The sequence below is a fragment of the Epilithonimonas hominis genome, assembly GCF_003730015.1.
Lineage (GTDB): Bacteria > Bacteroidota > Bacteroidia > Flavobacteriales > Weeksellaceae > Epilithonimonas > Epilithonimonas hominis.
Genome location: NZ_RJTU01000073.1, coordinates 1 through 17,520 on the forward strand (window position 1 = coordinate 1; position 17,520 = coordinate 17,520).

The following is a 17,520-nucleotide window of genomic DNA, read 5'->3' on the forward strand; positions in this document are numbered from 1 at the left end:
ATATATCGAGGATTCATAAAGAGAAAATCAGGGAACTCTTAAACAGCGAAAGAGGCATCAGAAAACGCAAACAACGCTCGGTTGAAGTAGAACCTGTGTTTGCACACCTGAAACATTGCAACAATTTTAAGCGATTCACACTTAGAGGTCTGAAAAAAGTAGAATTGGAGTTCGGATTACACGCTTTAGCACACAATTTAAGAAAGAAAGTTGCCTGAAGAGGACAACTTTTCACTTTTTCTTAAAATATTGAAAAACTTTTATAACAAAAAAATCCGCCTCAAATTTTGTTGTGAGACGGATTCAAAAAAATAAAAGTTATGAAAAATTAAATTGTCCCTTTCTTCTTCACAGATCAGGAAATTTATTTGTTGGCCTTATAACGCTTGTCCGGAGTTCCGTCTTTTTTAAGCATTTTATTGGCTTTGTATCGTTTATCCGGAGTGCCATCTTTTTTAAGTTTTGCATCCGGTGTGTTGGCAACTTTTGCAGCCTGAGCTTCTACTGTCTTTGTTGCTTTTTTCTCGGTCTTAGTCACTTGCTTTTTTGTTGCAGGAGCATTGGTCTGAGCTGTTGCTGCACCTACCCCCAAAGTAAGCAGAATTGCTGCTAATAAATTTTTCATTGTAGAATATTGTGTTGGTTAATTATTGAAGCAAATTTATATCAAAATTTGATTCGGAAAGAAAAACAGAAAAACTTTAACCACAAATTATAACAACTTAAAAATGGCTTAAAAGTTATAACGATACGCTAAACTGAAGTTGAGAAACAAGGCTTTTGAGTAATAATCGGCGATATCAGGATTTTGATTTCCGATTTTGGCATTGTAGAAATTAAGTTTTGTACCGAAGACAACCTGTTGAAAACCTTCGTTATCAATAGTGTAGATGGCTTTTACTCCAAGATTAAGTCCGCCATTTCCTTCAGAAAATTTGCCTGAGTTGTCGAGATAAGGACTTTTCATTCGGTAAGTGCTGTAACCTAAGATTTTTTCTACAAAAAAGTCTTCTGTGATTTTATCTTTATGGAAAACATACCAATCAAAATTGTTCATAGAAGGCGCACCAAGATAACCGAATTTATCACCGTTTTTCACATTGGCCAACAAGTAAGTGTATTCTACACCAAGTCCGAAATTTTTATAAATATTCAAATTCCCGCCAATCCCGAATCCGTAAAAATAATCAAAGGAATCTTTGAGAAAGTTATCGCCAAGTGGAAGCATCACTTTCACGTGCGGGTCTATAGAAGACCGAACATACTCTGTCCAATCCTGCTTTTTTCTGCTCTGAGAAAAAGTTGAAATTGAAATTAAAGCTAAAGAAAAAAGTAAAAATTTCTTCATTATTTCAAAGTAATATCATTGAAAATAACGTAAGTCACACCGTCCGGAATCTCAATGCTCAGGGAATCGTTTGAGATTTTACAACCTTGCGTATCCGTAGAAAAAGACTTGATTTTAAAATCTTTGAGTTGAAGTTTGTAAACACCTTTATCATAAGGTCCCGCCAAAACAAAACTGCCACTTTGCTTGGGAAAACTTTCTGCAATTATTTTTTTATTGACAATAAGATGAATAGGTTCTTCCAGAAACTTTCCATCAGAATAAGTGAATTTCCCTTCCACATACGCACGGAAAATGTTGGCTTCATCATCTTTACATTGTAGCAAAAGAAGAGAAAGCACGCACAAAATGGCAGGTATTTTGAAACCTAATTTCAAAAGTTCATAGTTTAAGAATGTAAAATTAAAACTAAATTTTTTGAAAAATAGTATCTTTGTCAATAAATAACGGTTCCGAATTTTATCGGAATCGCTTTTTGCGTTTATACCAAATTTAAAAAAGTCTTTCTCCTTTTGGAGAGAGATTTAGAGAGAGGAAAAATGGAATTACAAAAAATCAACCAGAATCTTTTGCCCGATTTACTTCAGAAGCAGTTCGGGAGCGAGATTTTTTCGCAGATAATTACAAAACAGCATATTTCAGTCAAAGGAAGTGCCGGTTCGGCCGTTTCAATTTTGGCAGCAGAACTGTTCCTGACGCAGAATAAAACCATTCTTTATCTCGCTGACGATAAGGAAGATGCACTTTACATCAATGCGGAAATGGAAGATTTGCTGGGAAAAGATAACATTCTTTATTTCCCGGCCACTCATTTGGAACCTTATCAGATCGAGAAAACCCAAAATGCGAATCTTGTTCTGAGAACCGAAGTCATCAATAAACTGAACTCAGGAAAATCTCCGAAAGTGATTGTAGCTTTTATAGGCGCAATGTCCGAAAAAGTGTTGAAGAAAGAAGATTTCAAGGCGATTTCTCATCACATCAAAGTAGGAGATCAATTGGATTTTGATTTTGTGGATGAGCTGCTGAATCATTACCAATTCAACCAAACCGACTTTGTTTCCGAACCGGGAGAATTTTCTGTCCGTGGCGGAATTGTGGATGTTTTTTCTTTTTCTAATGAAAAGCCTTTCCGAATCACATTTTTCGGTAACGAAGTAGAAAGTATCAGGACTTTTGATATAGAATCTCAATTGTCTCTGGATAAAATAGATGAATTTCAGTTGGTCTCCAACATGAATTTTTCGGTGTCCGGAAGCAAGGTTTCGTTCTTTGAATTATTGCCAGAAGACAGTTTTATTGTTTCAAAAAACCTTTATCTGTCCGCAAGAAGAATCAAGGAGTTCCACGAAAAAGCTTTGGAAAAGTATGAAACACTTAGTAAAGATATCAAGCACAAATCGCCGGACGAATTGTTCATTTCTGAGGGAGAATTTCAGAATAAGTTGATTAAGTTCAAAACCATAGATTTCAGTTCGCAGCATTTCAACCTACCAAAATCTCAGATAGTTGAACTCAACCAAACACAGCAGCCGAGTTTTCACAAAAACTTCGAATTGCTGATTCAGGATTTGGAAGAAAAACAAGGACAAGGATTTGACACTTGGATTTCATTTTCAAGTGAAAAACAGAAAGAAAGATTACAATCCATTTTTGAAGAACTTCAGCACGAGATTCCGTTCAAAAGCTTCAAATCGGAACTGCACGAAGGTTTCGTGGATTCTGATAACAAGATTCTGATTTATACCGATCATCAGATTTTCGACCGTTACCAACGTTATAAATCCAAGGATGGATTTGCTAAGTCGGAGCAGCTGACACTCAAGGATTTAATGTCGCTCAAAGTTGGCGATTATATTGCTCATATTGACCACGGAATCGGGAAATTTATGGGATTGGTTAAAGTCAATAATGACGGCAAAATTCAGGAATGTTTTAAGTTGAGTTACAAAAACGGTGATTTGCTGTACGTCAGCATTCATTCACTTCATAAAATTTCGAAATATAACGGGCCGGACGGAAAAGAAATTGTCCTTAGCAAACTCGGTTCACCAGCCTGGAAATCATTAAAACAAAAAACCAAGGCAAGAGTTAAGCAAATCGCTTTCGACCTGATAAAACTCTATGCGGAAAGGAAAACTGCTAAAGGATTTCAGTATTCGCCGGATTCCTACCTACTAAATGAGCTGGAAGCAAGCTTCCTTTATGAAGATACACCAGACCAGGAAAAAGCCACGCTGGATGTAAAAAAAGATATGGAAAATGAAGGCGTGATGGACCGTTTGATCTGTGGCGATGTCGGATTCGGGAAAACGGAAGTTGCCATTCGTGCGGCATTCAAAGCGGCAACAGACGGCAAACAGGTTGCGATTCTGGTTCCGACAACGATTCTGGCGTTCCAACATTACAGAAGTTTCAAAGAGCGTTTGAAAGATTTTCCGGTTAATATTTCTTATATGAACCGATTTCGAACAGCCAAACAGAAATCTGAAACCAAAGAAGGTCTTAAAAATGGTAAAATCGATATTGTTATTGGAACGCATCAGTTGGTTGGTAAAGATATCAAGTTCAAAGATTTAGGATTGTTGATTATTGATGAGGAACATAAATTCGGCGTTTCCGTCAAGGATAAATTAAAAACGCTTAAAACCAATGTTGATACATTGACTCTAACAGCAACTCCTATTCCGCGGACTTTGCAATTCTCATTGATGGCTGCAAGAGATTTATCGGTGATTAAAACGCCGCCACCTAACAGACAACCTGTGGATACCAGTATCATTGGTTTCAGCGAAGAAATAATCCGGGATGCGGTTTCCTACGAATTGCAGCGCGATGGACAGGTTTATTTCATTAACAACAGAATCGAAAACCTGAAAGATATTGCCGGATTGATCCAAAGACTGGTTCCGGATGCAAGAGTTATTACCGGTCATGGACAGATGGATGGGAAACAAATGGAAACGAATCTCCTCGATTTTATGGAAGGAAAATACGATGTTCTCGTTTCCACAACTATTGTAGAATCTGGTGTGGATGTCCCGAATGCGAATACGATTTTCATTAATGATGCACAACGTTTCGGAATGGCAGACCTGCACCAGATGCGTGGAAGAGTAGGGCGGAGCAACAGAAAAGCATTCTGTTACCTGATAACGCCACCATTTGATATGATGACTTCCGATGCGAGAAAACGGCTCGAAGCAATTGAGCAGTTTTCGGATCTTGGAAGTGGTTTCCAGATTGCGATGAAAGACCTGGAAATCCGTGGAGCAGGGGATTTGCTGGGTGCTGAACAAAGTGGTTTTATTAATGAAATGGGATTTGAGACATACCAGAAGATGATGCAGGAAGCGTTGGAAGAACTGAAGGATGATGAGAATTTTGAGAATCTTTTCGAAAATGAAGAAGACCGGAACAAACTTTTCAAATCTACCAAAGAAGTGAATATAGATACGGATTTGGAGCTGATGTTGCCCGATGATTATGTGAGTTCTACGGAAGAGCGATTGTCATTGTATCAAAAATTAGCCGATATTCAGAGTGCGAAGGAACTGGAACAATTTGAAAATGAACTGATAGACCGATTCGGAACACTGCCGGATGAAGCGATTAACCTTCTGAAATCTGTAGAGCTGAAATGGCTAGCCGCAGAAATTGGATTTGATAAGCTGGTGGTTAAGAATAAAGTTTTCCTTGGATATTTCCCTGCGAATCCCCAAGATAAATTCTACCAAAGTGAGAAATTCAAAAAAATCATTGCTTATCTCACACAAAATCCGGCAGATGCGACGTTAAAAGAAAAGAACAACCAGCTGATGATGCGAAAAGATAACGTGAAGAATGTGGATGAGGTGAACCTAGTTCTGAATAGGATTTTGGCTTAAAATTGATTATATTTGATTACAAAAATTTTAGAAATGAATACTTTAACGATAAGGACAGAAAACCCGAACTTACTTTCTTTGGTAAAAGATTTTCTGAAAAAATATAAAGAAATCGAAATTATAGAAGATGAAATTTCTGAAGATAAGTTGAAAATCTATCTTGAAAATATTCGAGAAAAAGCCAATCAAGAAAATACCATCGATTCTAATGAGATGAAAGATAAGTTCTTCCAAAAACTATGCGAATTAGATACACAAAAGAAGCAGAGGAATCTTTAATAGAGATTGCAGAATTTCTCTATTATAGATGGACAGAGAAAGAAATTCAGGATTTATATTCCGAATTGGAAACGGTTCTCGAAAATGTATCTCAAAGTTTGGTTATTTACGAAAAGTTTTCAGAAAATATATTCCAAGCTTTAATTGGAAACAGAAATGTAAAATTATATTTCACAGTTGATTCCGATGAAATTTTAGTTCTCTTTTTTCTCAATTGCAGACAAAATCCTGACAGACTGGATTTTTTGAAGTGATGAATAATTCTTTATGCGAAAATTCATTTTAGACTTTAAAAAAAGAAAACTGACTCTATTGTTTTTTATAGCAATAGCATCGTTATGCCACGCCCAAATCCAAAAATACCATTACGATAAAGAAATGATATTTTTAAGTGATGCGGCTAATGAAAGCGGAATCTCTGTTAGATTTAATTCAAAAGATAAAACTGTTCCGGTTTATTCTATCGGATTTAATTCTAAAAAAGAATCAATCAGAAACACAATTAATTTTTATTATAGTTACAGGAAAAATATCTACAGGATGGACGGCATCCTTTACAATGAAAAATATGCTGCGGCTAATGGATTCAGGACTTTCCGCGCCGCATCGCCCGTCAGGTATTTTAAGAAAGCATCAGATTCGCTTTACAATTATAAATCCTATAAAAACCTGGAAAAAAGGATTGCAAAGGATAAAGACGGAACCGAAATAGAATTGTTTGTAGCACAGTTGAATGATAATATTGACTATTCTGAACCAGCACTTTTCTATCTTTCTGAGCACTATGGTATTTCGCCAGGTTTGGAAAAAGGTGAATTGGTAGTTTTTGCGAATTATAAATTCAATTCTGGTTCAAACGCTGGGGATTTTGTAGAGATCAAAGATATCAGCCGGGATTTGTATCTCAATAAAAATCAGATCGAAGCGCTTATTGATGACAAATACCGGGAATTTATGCTGCAATCTCAGCAAGCCAAAACACCTGCCTACTGTTCTGTGACCGTTTTTGGTAAAAATGTAGATGATAAAATAGCAGAAGAACTGAATGACTTCATAGCACATATGTGTGAGTATTATGACCTTTGGAGCAACCAGGAAAAATTCGAAAACTTCAACACTTATTTTGAAGCAGAGTTTAAAAGAAGAGTTGATATCTACAGAAAGAATGGTAATATGAACGATAAACAAATCAAGATTTATTCTGAGGAAATCAGCCGGTTGAGAAATCAGAACCTGAAGGGAAATTTAGATTATAAGTGATTCTAAGAAAAGATTACCATTAAATTTAAAAAATTAACTTTGCAGACAGAAAATCAAACAATGAAAAAAATATTTTTTTACATATTCGGACTATTTATTATCACATCATGTAGTCCTAGTCAGGATGTCAACGGCGATTTTTTGCTGGGCTTGGATTACAGTTCAAATGGCGGAACTAATGCAACGATCAAAAATGTCGAAACAGTAACAACTGTAGATGCTGCAGGAGATAAAATAGTAGCAACTTATAATTACACTCGCGGCCAACTGACCAGCGTGACTTCCAGTGATTATTCCTTTTCTTACGAGCTAACTTATACAGGAGACGATATTACCAAAATTTTGTATAAATCAGTCGATGATACGGGAAAAGATATTACCAATACTCAGGTTCTTACTTACTCAGCAGGTAAGCTTACAAAATCAGAAGGTGATGTTGTGTTTGCCGGAAGCGGGACTTTTACTTCCTCAACTATTTACAGTTATGATGGAGATAAGATAAAATCAATCATTACCAAAGTAAAAGATAAGGCAACCTCATCAGAAAGATACACTATACAGACTGATTATGGTTTTTCTGGATCGAATGTCTCCAACTTTAAATACAGTTTAACATACGCAGCAGGACCGATAATACAGCCGCCTATTATCCTAAACATTACCTTAAGCAATTATGACAGCTACAAGAATCCTTTTGGAACATTGCCAATGGCATTCAAGCTGGTCAGCGCGCAGTTTGATTTAGAAAATAATGCGTTATATGGCTTCTCTAAAAACAACTATAAAACGACTAACATCAAAACCAATACGGATAACACTACCGTAAACTTCAGCTATTCTTATGATACTGATGGTTATCCGATTTTAGGAACTTCTTCTGCGGGAACGGTTTCTTACGAATATGTAAAATAAATTTAATTTGAAATGAAATATCTGATTGTCGGAATTGGTAACAAGGGCGAAGAATACGTAGAAACGCGTCATAATATCGGCTTCAAAGTAGCAGAAAAAGTAGCGGAAACAATAGATGCACCTTTCAAATCTTCTAACTTCGGACTTTTGGCAGAAGGAAAGTACAAAGGCAGAAAAGTTTTTATTCTGAAACCTGACACGTATGTCAATCTTTCCGGAAATGCAGTTAAATTCTGGATGCAGAAAGAAAATATTCCTTTAGAAAATATTCTGGTGATTACCGATGATCTGGCATTGCCATTTGGATCTCTCAGGATGAAGATGAAAGGGTCTGATGCTGGGCACAACGGTCTGAAAAGCATACAGTCACAACTCAACACACAAAATTATCCCAGACTGAGGTTCGGGATTTCTGCAGACTTTTCGGAAGGCAGACAGGCAGATTATGTTCTCGGAAAATGGAATGAAGAAGAAAAAGAAAAGCTTTCCGAAAGAATCGAAAAATTTTCCCAAGCCGTACTGTCTTTTGTTTTCGCAGGCATACAGAATACGATGACTACTTTCAACGGAAAATAAGTTGACCGGATAATAAATTACCCGGCCAACTTCCCTAATTATATGAAGAAAAAATGTTTTCTATAACCAACTTACAACGCCTGTTTCTACGTCGTAGTTTGCACCTACAATCTTGATTTTACCTTCGTCTTCCAGTTTTTTTAAAGTAGAACTTTGTTTACGGATATCTTCGATGGCGTGCTTCACATTGTGGTGATTCAGCCTTTCCAGAAGATCTTCATTCGAAGAAGAGCGTTCTTCACCATCTTTTACAATGGTTTTGATAATCGGATCAAAATGCCCAATGAGATGATTCAGGTTATCCATTCCCATTGGTTCTATAGCTGCGGAATCTAGACCACCCTTTAGTGCACCACACTTGGAGTGTCCTAGAACAACAACCAGTTTTGAACCTGCGACATTGCAGCCAAATTCCATTGAGCCAAGAATGTCCTGATTTACAAAATTTCCCGCAATTCTGATGCTGAAAATATCGCCTAAACCTTGGTCAAAGATCAGTTCTGCAGACGTACGGCTGTCTATGCAACTAAGAATAACTGCAAAAGGCCATTGTCCGGCTCTGGTCGCATTCACTTGTTCCAAAAGGTCCCGGTTAGCTTTCAAGTTGTTTACGAATCTTTGGTTCCCTTCTTTTAGAAAGTTGAGGGCTTTTTCTGGTGTTATGGTTGCTTGTGTTTCGGATGTATGTGCTTTCATTTTATTTGTAATTGATTTTTAGAGATTAATTTTTTGTAGGTTTTGATATTTACATCGCTCTTCTGTGGTGTACGACTACATGAGAGTCTTGATCATTGGCATAATCCCTATAGGATGTTTTGAAGCCCAATAATTCCACTTCAATATCTTCTTCTTTTGCTCTTACGTTTGCGAAATCCTGTATCATTTCCAAAACGTCTGTGGTGATATAGGAAGTTTTTCTCGCGTCAATGATAACTTTAGATTTGGATTTTATATTTTTAAGGGTTTTTTTGATGGCAGCCTTGTTCAGAAATGATACTTCTTCCGCTAGTTTTATGCTGATTTCATCTGCATCATCCAAGTTTTCTTTGCTCAGATAATAGGCTCTTTTCATATTTCCTTGCAAAATATAAATGATTGATATCAATAATCCAATGCCTACACCTTTTAGCAGATCAGTTGCAACCACTGCCACAACAGTTGCCAAAAATGGGATAAACTGGTATTTTCCGTTTTTCCAAAAATGAATGAAGGTTGCTGGTTTGGCAAGCTTATATCCGACCAATATCAGAACCGCAGCCAATGTAGCCAGCGGAATAAGATTCAAAATGAATGGGATTGATAATACACAAATCAGAAGCAAAACACCGTGGATAATGGTTGATAGCTTGGATGTTGCACCGGCACTCGCATTGGCGGAACTCCTTACCACTACAGATGTCATTGGCAGCCCGCCAATAAAAGAACTTATCAGGTTGCCAATTCCTTGCGCCTTCAGTTCCAGGTTGGTGTCCGTGATTCTTCTTTTCACATCCAGCCTGTCAGAGGCTTCTATACATAGCAAAGTTTCTATAGATGCAACTACGGCAATGGTAGCTCCTGTAATCCAAACTTTAGGGTTTGTAAACCCCGAAATATCCGGAAAAGTAATCAGGTTTTTAAAATCTTCCAAACTTTTTGTAACAGGAAGTGTTACTAGATGTTCGGGAGTTATCGCAAGTGCGCTTTCTGATATTTTAAATAATTCGTTGAGAAGAATACCTGTTATTACAGCTACTAAAGCGCCAGGCAGTACTTTTAATTTTTTAAGCGTAGGAACATTATCCCAAGCCAAGAGAATAGAAATTGAGACTAGTGTAATCACAACTGCGCCTGGGTGTATAGCAGATAGCAATTCTGTAAAAAAACCGCTATTGAAACCATTGTCAAAAAGAGATTCGTGACCTTCATAATCCTTATCAAATCCCACAGCGTGTGATATTTGTTTTAATATAATAATGATACCAATCCCTGCCAGCATTCCTTCGATGACGTTATTTGGAAAATAATTGGAGATGCTTCCAGCACGGATGAAGCCAAGAATAAGTTGAATAATTCCGGCAATAATTCCTGCGCACAGAAACAGTTCAAATGCACCGATATCAGTTATTGCAACCAAAATAATGGCCGTAAGTCCTGCCGCAGGCCCGGACACGGAAATGTTGGAATTACTGATTGCGCCTACTACTATTCCGCCCACTATTCCGGAAATGATTCCGGATAATGGCGGAGCGCCGGATGCTAGTGCAATACCAAGACATAATGGTAAAGCCACAAGGAAAACGACAAGTCCCGATGGAAAGTTTTCTTTGATCCCTCCGAACAAAGATGTTGAATTTTTCATTTGTAAATTTTTAGGTTTCACAGACTACCGGAAGTAAAGGCAATTGCTTTATTTACAAGTACATGTGGCTGTATAGAATAAATAACCGCTGCCTCAGATAAGGGGCATCGACCAGTTTTTTTAAATGCACAGCATTAGCTGGCTTTCTCAGTGTAAGCTAAAAAAAGCATCTAAAAAAGTTATTTATAGGTATTCTGGTGGAGGGGAAAAAGTACTGAGAAAAGGTGGAAAGTATAATTTTGACTCCCAGCTAAAAATTCTTTTTTTATTAGGATCAGATTCAAAGAATTTTATGAAATCGTGGATGTTTAGGGTTTTAGGCATCGTTTTTTCGTAGATAACGATGGTGTTTGTGGAGTGTTGCTCTTCTTCATTGATTACAACATTGGTTCTGGGCAGTTCCCATCCGAAAACTGCAGCAATACCTGGTAATGCTGTAAAGTTTAAGAAAACCATTAATGTTATAATACTCCAATACTTCATTTTATCATTGATGAGCTTATTTTCTGCGGCTCATCACCCAGTCAGAATCTGTAAGGTTGTAAATTTTCTGAATGTCTTTTAATATTTTTTCAAAATCGATTTCAAGATCGATGATTCTGCCTGTTCTCAGGTCAAATACCCAACCGTGGACTAATGGTTGCTCTTCAAGAATATAACGTTCCTGCACGCATGCCATTTTGATTACATTGATGCACTGCTCCTGAACATTAAGTTCTACAAGACGGTCATATTTTTTTGAAGCGTCTCCAATAGCATCAAGCTCGGTCTGATGAAGCCTGTATACATCACGGATATTTCTAAGCCAAGGATTAAGCAAGCCAAGATCCTGAGATGTCATTGCGGCTTTCACACCACCACAATTGTAATGACCACAGACGATGATGTGTTTAACTTTTAGATGTTCTACGGCGTATTGAATTACAGCTGTAGAACTCATATCAAGTGTGTTGATGACGTTAGCAATATTCCTGTGAACAAAAACTTCACCAGGCTGTGCACCTATCATATCTTCCGCAGTAACACGGCTATCCGAACATCCGATGTAGAGATATTCCGGGTTTTGCGTTTTGGCGAGTTCGTGGAAATATTCTGGGTTATCTGCAATTTTCGACTCTACCCATTTTTTATTGTTCTCAAAAATAGCTTTATACGACTTCGACATTCGGTATTCTTGTTATATGATTTAGTTATTAGTATTTTGTTTTTAATAGGCCAAATCAATATTGCAAATTTAATGATTAATCTTTAAAAATCGAATTTTTAACAAAGTTTAATAGTTATACTTTTGTAGAGTTCATAGTATTAGTTGATGCTTATTTTTCTGATGATTCTTTTATTATATCAATGATATTCGTTATAATCAAGGATTGTAAATCTGCAAGAAAATTTGCTACGAATTTTGTCGCTAAACCTTGTTGTTTATATATCCTTCCGTAGCATTTATGTTAGAGCTAATCACAGCGGGATTTCCGATCACCACAGAATTAGACGGAACATCCGTATTCACATAGGCATTCGGGGCAATCAGGACGTTATTTCCGATGGTTACTTTTCCTACAATTACAGCATTCGGGCCAATCCAGACTTCGTCCCCGATGACTGGCACGCCTTCGCTTTTTCCACGGTTGGACTGGGCAATAGTTACCCCTTGCGCTATATTACAGTTTTTCCCAATTTTAGCTTTCGGATTAATCACGAGGTGTCCCCAATGACCAAGATATAAACCTTCCCCAATTTCTGTTTCCGGGTAGATTTGGAAGCCGTAAAGAATCTGATAGTGCCTGAGGAGTAATTTATAAAACAAGCCTATGACTGGTATTTTATAATATTTCTGAGCTTTTCTGAAAAGATAAATATAATGCAGATTCGGGCTGAAACATTTCTTCAGAATTAGAAAATGAGAAAGATAGCGGCCGCTTTCTCTGTAAAAATCTTTTTGTATGATAGAATTGCTCATTTTATAAAATTACAAATTAGAAGGAAAAATATTGCAAAAATTATAAATCATCTATTATGTCCATAATCCGTTTTACAGAGTTTTCCAGATCAAAAGGCATTTGGTAGTCTGTCAGTTTTTTTTGATAATCATCAAAACTTTCCGGATGTTGTAATGCTTGTTTCATCCCTTGGTAGATGCCTTCTTCGGAATTATCTGTGATGAGGCCTAGGTTACCTTCATTCAACATTTCTCGCACGCCGGAAACATCGGTTGCTATAATGTTCTTCTTCAGCGTAATAGCTTCAAAAAGTACTGTAGGAAAACCTTCATAACGTGAACTCAGGATATAATAATTGGCTTGTCTGAAATAAGGATAAGGATTATCTGTGAAACCAAACATAGTTGCAGTCTCATCGACGCCAAGGTCGGATTTCAGCTTTTTAATCGTCTCAAAATCATAACCATCACCTAAAATCAAAATTCGGTGGAGAAAGCCATCATCCAAAAGCCTTTTGTGGACTCTCAGCAAGCGGTCAAATCCCTTTTGAGGAAATACAGTTCCTACTGAGACAAAAGTGGGAACAGATTCATCAAATTGATAAATGATCACAGGTTTTTCGGACTTTGTGAGAATTTCTTGGGTGTCCAAAGGATTGTAAATTCTTACAATTTTGTCTTTTTCGGCTTGATTTTCTGCCAAGGATAAGAATGTCTCGTGGATTTTTTCGGAAATCACCATCACTTTGTCATATCTGAAAAAGCGTCTTATTTTTTCCGGAGTATAGCCGCTGACCTGTGTTAGATCATTATGAATCCACATCAGTTTTTTTGAAGACTTCAGCGGACTGTTCAGGATTTCGTCCATAAAACCGTGGATAGCCGCAAACTCTACATCATATTGTTTATTTTTCAGCTTCTTCTTGTAAAGAATTTTAGGATACTTTTTCAGAAGTTGTTGGTAAACAACCCGGTATATTTTTTTAGGAAGATCCTTCGGACGGTTGGTGGTAATCATCTCGCCTCGGTTCAGAAACATCACATTCACCCAATCTGGAACATCTGGCAGATGTGTCCCGGAATAGAGGTTCAGTAAAAGATCAACTTCATACTTGTCTTTAGGAAGATTTTTGAGAAACGTCACCAAGACTTTTTCTGCGCCGCCGTGACGCAGAGAACCGATTCTGATAAGGATCTTTTTCTTCAACAATTGCTTTAAAACTCTATAATCCCGGCTTCCCAGGAGTAACCAACTCCAAAACCCACTACCATTACTCTGGAACCCGCACTAATTTTCCCTTTCTCCGATGCAAGCTTTAGTGCAATCGGAATGCTAGCGGAAACCGTGTTGCCGATATGCTCGATTTCCATAAAGAATTTTTCTTCCGGAATATTGCACAATTCTCGCAGATAATTCAACATATAGGAACTGGCCTGGTGGAAAACAAACAGATCTATATCATCAATAGTTAAGCTGTTCTTTTGTAAGGTGTCCGCTACAAGTCCCGGAATATTTTCTACTGCAAATGTAAAGATTTTTGGGCCTTTCATGAACAGTATTGGTTTTTCTTCTTTATTTCTGCAAGCACCGTTTTGTACGATCAGGTTATTATATCCGCTTCCGTCTGTTCCTACAGAAAAATGCAGATCTGTTTTTGCGTTGTCCTTTTCTATGATGGTTACCGCTGCGCCATCCCCGAAAATAGTCCGGTTGGATTTATCTTCTTTATCCAGAAATTTTGAATAGGTCTCTGCGGTTACGAGCAGAATATTTTTTGCAATTCCCGATGCGATTAGTCCTTTTGCGAGTGTAAGTCCGTAAACAAAACCGGAACAACCCAGGTTAAAATCCAATGCACCGATGGCCTTGGAAAGACCTAATTTGTCCTGAAGGATGCAGGCTGTGGTGGGTAGAAAATAATCTGGACTCTGTGTGCAGAAAAGAATAAAATCAACTTTATTTTTGTCATAATGGGAGAAAAGCTTCTGGCAGGCTTCAAACGCCATATCAAGTGCCGTTTCATTTTTATCTGCAATGTGTCTGGATTCTACACCTATTTTCGACTTGATTTTCTCGGCGCTCCATTCCGGAAATTCTTTGGCAATATCGTCATTAGTAAGGATATTTTTGGGCAGATAGTATTCTATCGCTGCAATGTTGATCATACTCGCGCTTCGTAATTTCTGCAAATATAATGAACTGAATAGAAAATACTAGGCTATGAATAACATCTAAAAGTTAAAAAAGTATAAATTATCTTGTCCTTTCGGGCTTATAGTTATGAGGGAGGTTTTCTTTGATATACTTGTCAAGCATTGATCTGTTTTTTTCCAGTTCGCGAGGATATATAACGTTGTTTGCCAATAGCTTCTCGCCATATTGATCAATAGAACATATGAATTTTGCAGGAATCCCGCCAAAAACAGAATTGGAAGGTATTGAATGGGTTACTGTAGAAAGAGAGCCAATAATGCAATTGTTTCCAATTTGTACGCCTGGAAGAAGAATAGTACCTTTTCCAATAAAGGTATTATTACCAATTTTTATACGACCAAAATTACGTCCATCCTTGTATTTTTCTATATTCTTTGTAACTCTGGCATCTCCACCGTGATTTATAAATGATACATCCTCTGCAATAGTAACATTATCTCCAATTTCGATAAGATAAGGCTCTGATCCAAAATTGGGAATGCCTTGGACAAAAAGATTTTTCCCAATTTTCAGACCTCTATTAACGGCTAGTTTTATAGTGATGTTTTTTATGAGATCCTGATAAGATGTATGGATTTTCAGAATAATCCTATATAGTAAAAGCATAGATTATTTTTGGGCTAATTTAATGATGATATTTTCAACTGCATCAAAGATTTTCTGGTTGTCAAATTGTTTTTCCGAATTTTCAAGACCTTTTTTTATCTTCTCGATCATATTAGTATTGCTAAGAAATTCCTTCATAGCATTATACATCTCATCTGTATCATAATTGATGAGATAACCGTTCTCAAGATGACGGATCATTTCCGGAATGCCACCAACTGCTGTGGAAAGAATAGGTTTCTGAAGTATCAGCGCATCTGCAATGATGAGCGGCCAGCCTTCTGACTCAGATGGCATAATGAAAAAGTCTGCATTTTTCACATAAGGATAAGGATTGAGAAGTGATCCCAGGAGTACAAAAGAATTTTGTACGCCATACATTTTGGTGAGATTTTCTAGGTTTTCTTTTTCTTCACCGTCACCAATAATAATGATTTTGTGAGAGAATCCGTCTTTGATTAATTGGGAGTGGACTTCGATCAGTTTTTTATAGCCTTTTCTGGAATGCAATCTTCCAACAGAAACAAAAACAGGATCGGAAGTCTTAAAATCCGGACCAAATTCTTCTGCTTTTTGCTTGATTTCTTCTATTGGTATGGCATTTAAAATCACCTGATTTTCAGGTAACTTAAAGTTGGGGTAAGTTTGGGTGAAAATATCTTTAGTCTGTTGTGAGCCGAAAATAAAGTAATCGAATTGAGAAATCTGTTTTAGAATTGTAGGAACAGCTGGCTGAAGCTTCGGAAAGGTGATGTCCGAATGAAACCAGCCTATTTTTTTTGAGTTTTTATTAGCACTTCTAAGCACCGAATCGTAATCTCCATAAGTACTAGCAATTTCCACATCAAATTGTTGATCCAGATAAAATTTATCTGTAAGCTTGGGAAATATTTCCAAGAATTTTATTTTTAATCCTCTGAAAACCAATTGTAAATTACTGATGAGGGTGTTTTTAGAAAAATCTTCTTTCCCTTTATTCATTTTTACATAATTGATATGTGCAGGAATCTTATCCCGAAGCTCTCCCTGATAGAGACTTACAAGTAATGTAAGATCCAATTTTTGCCGATCCAAGTTATTGAGAAGATTTAATATCACTTTTTCGACACCGCCCATTTCCATAGACCTGTGACGGAAAAGTACTTTTACTTTTTTCTGCATTATTATTATTGTGTTATCAAAAAAATAATTCTAATAAAACAAATATAAAGATTGTTTGTGCAATTCTTTTGTATTTTTGCATTTCAAAACATACTTTATGAATAAAATCTCTGAAATTCTTTCCACATTTTTTGCATATCTAAAACGTCCGGATCTATATCCGGAATTAAGAAGAAAGATTTGGAAAAACCTCTTTAACCGTTCTTCCGGTTTAAGAGGAAAAGAAGAGGCAGAGAAGTGGTGCGCATCTATTGCCATTTCCGAAAAAGATTTTATTGAAAAAGTTCTTAACACTAGTTTTATTCCTTTTGAAAAACTCTTTCCAAAGGAGTTTGAAGAAGCATTGCAAATCCAAGCAAAAGCACCAGTCAAATTAGGTGGAGCTGGCTCCTTAAGCGTTATTTATTACATCAATGAATATACAAATGCTATAAAAACAGTGGAAACAGGTGTAGCGTACGGTTGGTCTTCTTTTGCTGCTTTGGCTTCTTTGGTTCATAGAAACGGAACACTCTACAGTTCTGATATGCCTTATCTTTTGCAAAACCACAGTGAGGATTTTGTAGGTTGTGTCATTCCGCAGAAATATAGAAATAATTGGGATCTTTATCGCTTTGCGGATAAAGAATCTTTACCTAAGATTTTCGGTAAGGTAGATTCTTTTGATGTTGTCCATTATGACAGTGATAAATCTTATGATGGCAGAATCTGGGCTTATAATTTATTATTCAGTAAAGTGAGAGAAGGCGGCATCTTTATGAGTGATGACATTGGTGACAATGCAGCATTCAAAGATTTCTGTGAAACCAAGGGACTTAAACCCTACGTTGTGGAATTCGATGGGAAATATGCAGGTTTGATTATAAAAGGTTAGATTTAACCTGTTGTGCATTTAGGAATTTAAAAGAAAAAAGATTGTCCATTTGATTAAAAAATCGTAAATTTAATTGATTACCAAGTCATTAAATACATGAAGAATCTTATTCAAAACTACAA

General features: G+C 36.8%; 20 protein-coding genes. 8 read left to right on the plus strand and 12 right to left on the minus strand.

What is annotated here, in order from left to right:
* The coding region (locus tag EGH73_RS11815) for a transposase (RefSeq protein ID WP_184808109.1) at positions 1-218 on the plus strand (218 nt) is incomplete at its 5' end.
* A gap of 146 nt (positions 219-364) precedes the next feature.
* Here the strand turns inward: EGH73_RS11815 and EGH73_RS11820 are convergent.
* The 3 genes from EGH73_RS11820 to EGH73_RS11830 form a co-directional block, all read right to left on the minus strand.
* Positions 365-625 (minus strand): hypothetical protein, encoded by a 261-nt coding sequence (locus tag EGH73_RS11820; RefSeq protein ID WP_123282012.1) that lies wholly within the window; start codon positions 623-625, stop codon positions 365-367.
* Positions 626-733: 108 nt separating this feature from the next.
* On the minus strand, positions 734-1,348 hold the full coding sequence (locus tag EGH73_RS11825) for a hypothetical protein (protein WP_123282013.1): 615 nt from the start codon (positions 1,346-1,348) through the stop codon (positions 734-736).
* On the minus strand, positions 1,348-1,725 hold the full coding sequence (locus tag EGH73_RS11830; protein WP_089769575.1) for a hypothetical protein: 378 nt from the start codon (positions 1,723-1,725) through the stop codon (positions 1,348-1,350). The genes EGH73_RS11825 and EGH73_RS11830 overlap by 1 nt, the downstream gene beginning before the upstream one ends.
* Positions 1,726-1,887: 162 nt before the next feature.
* Between EGH73_RS11830 and mfd the strand changes: the two genes are divergently transcribed.
* The 6 genes from mfd to pth are packed head-to-tail and all read left to right on the plus strand — an operon-like array spanning position 1,888 to position 8,262.
* Positions 1,888-5,235: a transcription-repair coupling factor gene (mfd, locus tag EGH73_RS11835; protein ID WP_123282027.1), complete on the plus strand. Its 3,348-nt coding sequence runs from the start codon at positions 1,888-1,890 to the stop codon at positions 5,233-5,235.
* A 33-nt stretch (positions 5,236-5,268) separates the two neighbouring features.
* Entirely contained in the window at positions 5,269-5,514 is a 246-nt protein-coding gene (locus EGH73_RS11840; RefSeq protein ID WP_148041705.1) for a hypothetical protein, read from the plus strand.
* Positions 5,475-5,768: a type II toxin-antitoxin system RelE/ParE family toxin gene (locus EGH73_RS11845; protein WP_089769571.1), complete on the plus strand. Its 294-nt coding sequence runs from the start codon at positions 5,475-5,477 to the stop codon at positions 5,766-5,768. Before EGH73_RS11840 ends, EGH73_RS11845 begins: the two co-directional genes overlap by 40 nt.
* 13 nt (positions 5,769-5,781) lie before the next feature.
* On the plus strand, positions 5,782-6,774 hold the full coding sequence (locus EGH73_RS11850) for a hypothetical protein (RefSeq protein WP_123282015.1): 993 nt from the start codon (positions 5,782-5,784) through the stop codon (positions 6,772-6,774).
* A gap of 60 nt (positions 6,775-6,834) precedes the next feature.
* Positions 6,835-7,686 carry a hypothetical protein gene (locus tag EGH73_RS11855; RefSeq protein ID WP_123282016.1) on the plus strand — a complete coding sequence of 284 codons (852 nt, stop codon included), beginning with the start codon at positions 6,835-6,837 and terminating at the stop codon, positions 7,684-7,686.
* Positions 7,687-7,698: 12 nt separating this feature from the next.
* Positions 7,699-8,262: an aminoacyl-tRNA hydrolase gene (gene pth / locus EGH73_RS11860; RefSeq protein WP_123282017.1), complete on the plus strand. Its 564-nt coding sequence runs from the start codon at positions 7,699-7,701 to the stop codon at positions 8,260-8,262.
* 60 nt (positions 8,263-8,322) lie between these two features.
* Here the strand turns inward: pth and EGH73_RS11865 are convergent, their stop codons facing one another.
* The 9 genes from EGH73_RS11865 to EGH73_RS11905 form a co-directional block, all read right to left on the minus strand.
* The gene (locus EGH73_RS11865; protein ID WP_089769563.1) at positions 8,323-8,958 is read right to left on the minus strand and encodes a carbonic anhydrase family protein; all 636 of its coding nucleotides are present in this window, start codon (positions 8,956-8,958) and stop codon (positions 8,323-8,325) included.
* 49 nt (positions 8,959-9,007) lie between these two features.
* Positions 9,008-10,603: a SulP family inorganic anion transporter gene (locus EGH73_RS11870; protein ID WP_123282018.1), complete on the minus strand. Its 1,596-nt coding sequence runs from the start codon at positions 10,601-10,603 to the stop codon at positions 9,008-9,010.
* A 183-nt stretch (positions 10,604-10,786) separates the two neighbouring features.
* Complete coding sequence (locus tag EGH73_RS11875) at positions 10,787-11,086, minus strand: hypothetical protein (protein ID WP_123282019.1); 300 nt, start codon at positions 11,084-11,086, stop codon at positions 10,787-10,789.
* A 16-nt stretch (positions 11,087-11,102) separates the two neighbouring features.
* Entirely contained in the window at positions 11,103-11,768 is a 666-nt protein-coding gene (locus EGH73_RS11880; RefSeq protein WP_123282020.1) for a carbonic anhydrase, read from the minus strand.
* A 243-nt stretch (positions 11,769-12,011) separates the two neighbouring features.
* Positions 12,012-12,563, minus strand: coding sequence for a serine O-acetyltransferase (locus tag EGH73_RS11885; RefSeq protein ID WP_123282021.1), 552 nt, complete (start codon positions 12,561-12,563; stop codon positions 12,012-12,014).
* Positions 12,564-12,603: 40 nt separating this feature from the next.
* Positions 12,604-13,752 carry a glycosyltransferase gene (locus EGH73_RS11890; protein ID WP_123282022.1) on the minus strand — a complete coding sequence of 383 codons (1,149 nt, stop codon included), beginning with the start codon at positions 13,750-13,752 and terminating at the stop codon, positions 12,604-12,606.
* A gap of 5 nt (positions 13,753-13,757) precedes the next feature.
* On the minus strand, positions 13,758-14,708 hold the full coding sequence (locus EGH73_RS11895; protein WP_123282023.1) for a 3-oxoacyl-ACP synthase III family protein: 951 nt from the start codon (positions 14,706-14,708) through the stop codon (positions 13,758-13,760).
* Positions 14,709-14,796: 88 nt separating this feature from the next.
* A complete protein-coding gene (locus EGH73_RS11900; protein WP_123282024.1) occupies positions 14,797-15,363 on the minus strand; it encodes an acyltransferase in 567 nt (188 codons plus the stop codon).
* 3 nt (positions 15,364-15,366) lie between these two features.
* Positions 15,367-16,524 (minus strand): glycosyltransferase, encoded by a 1,158-nt coding sequence (locus tag EGH73_RS11905; RefSeq protein WP_123282025.1) that lies wholly within the window; start codon positions 16,522-16,524, stop codon positions 15,367-15,369.
* 97 nt (positions 16,525-16,621) lie between these two features.
* Between EGH73_RS11905 and EGH73_RS11910 the strand changes: the two genes are divergently transcribed.
* Entirely contained in the window at positions 16,622-17,398 is a 777-nt protein-coding gene (locus EGH73_RS11910; protein WP_123282026.1) for a class I SAM-dependent methyltransferase, read from the plus strand.
* Positions 17,399-17,520 lie beyond the last annotated feature (122 nt).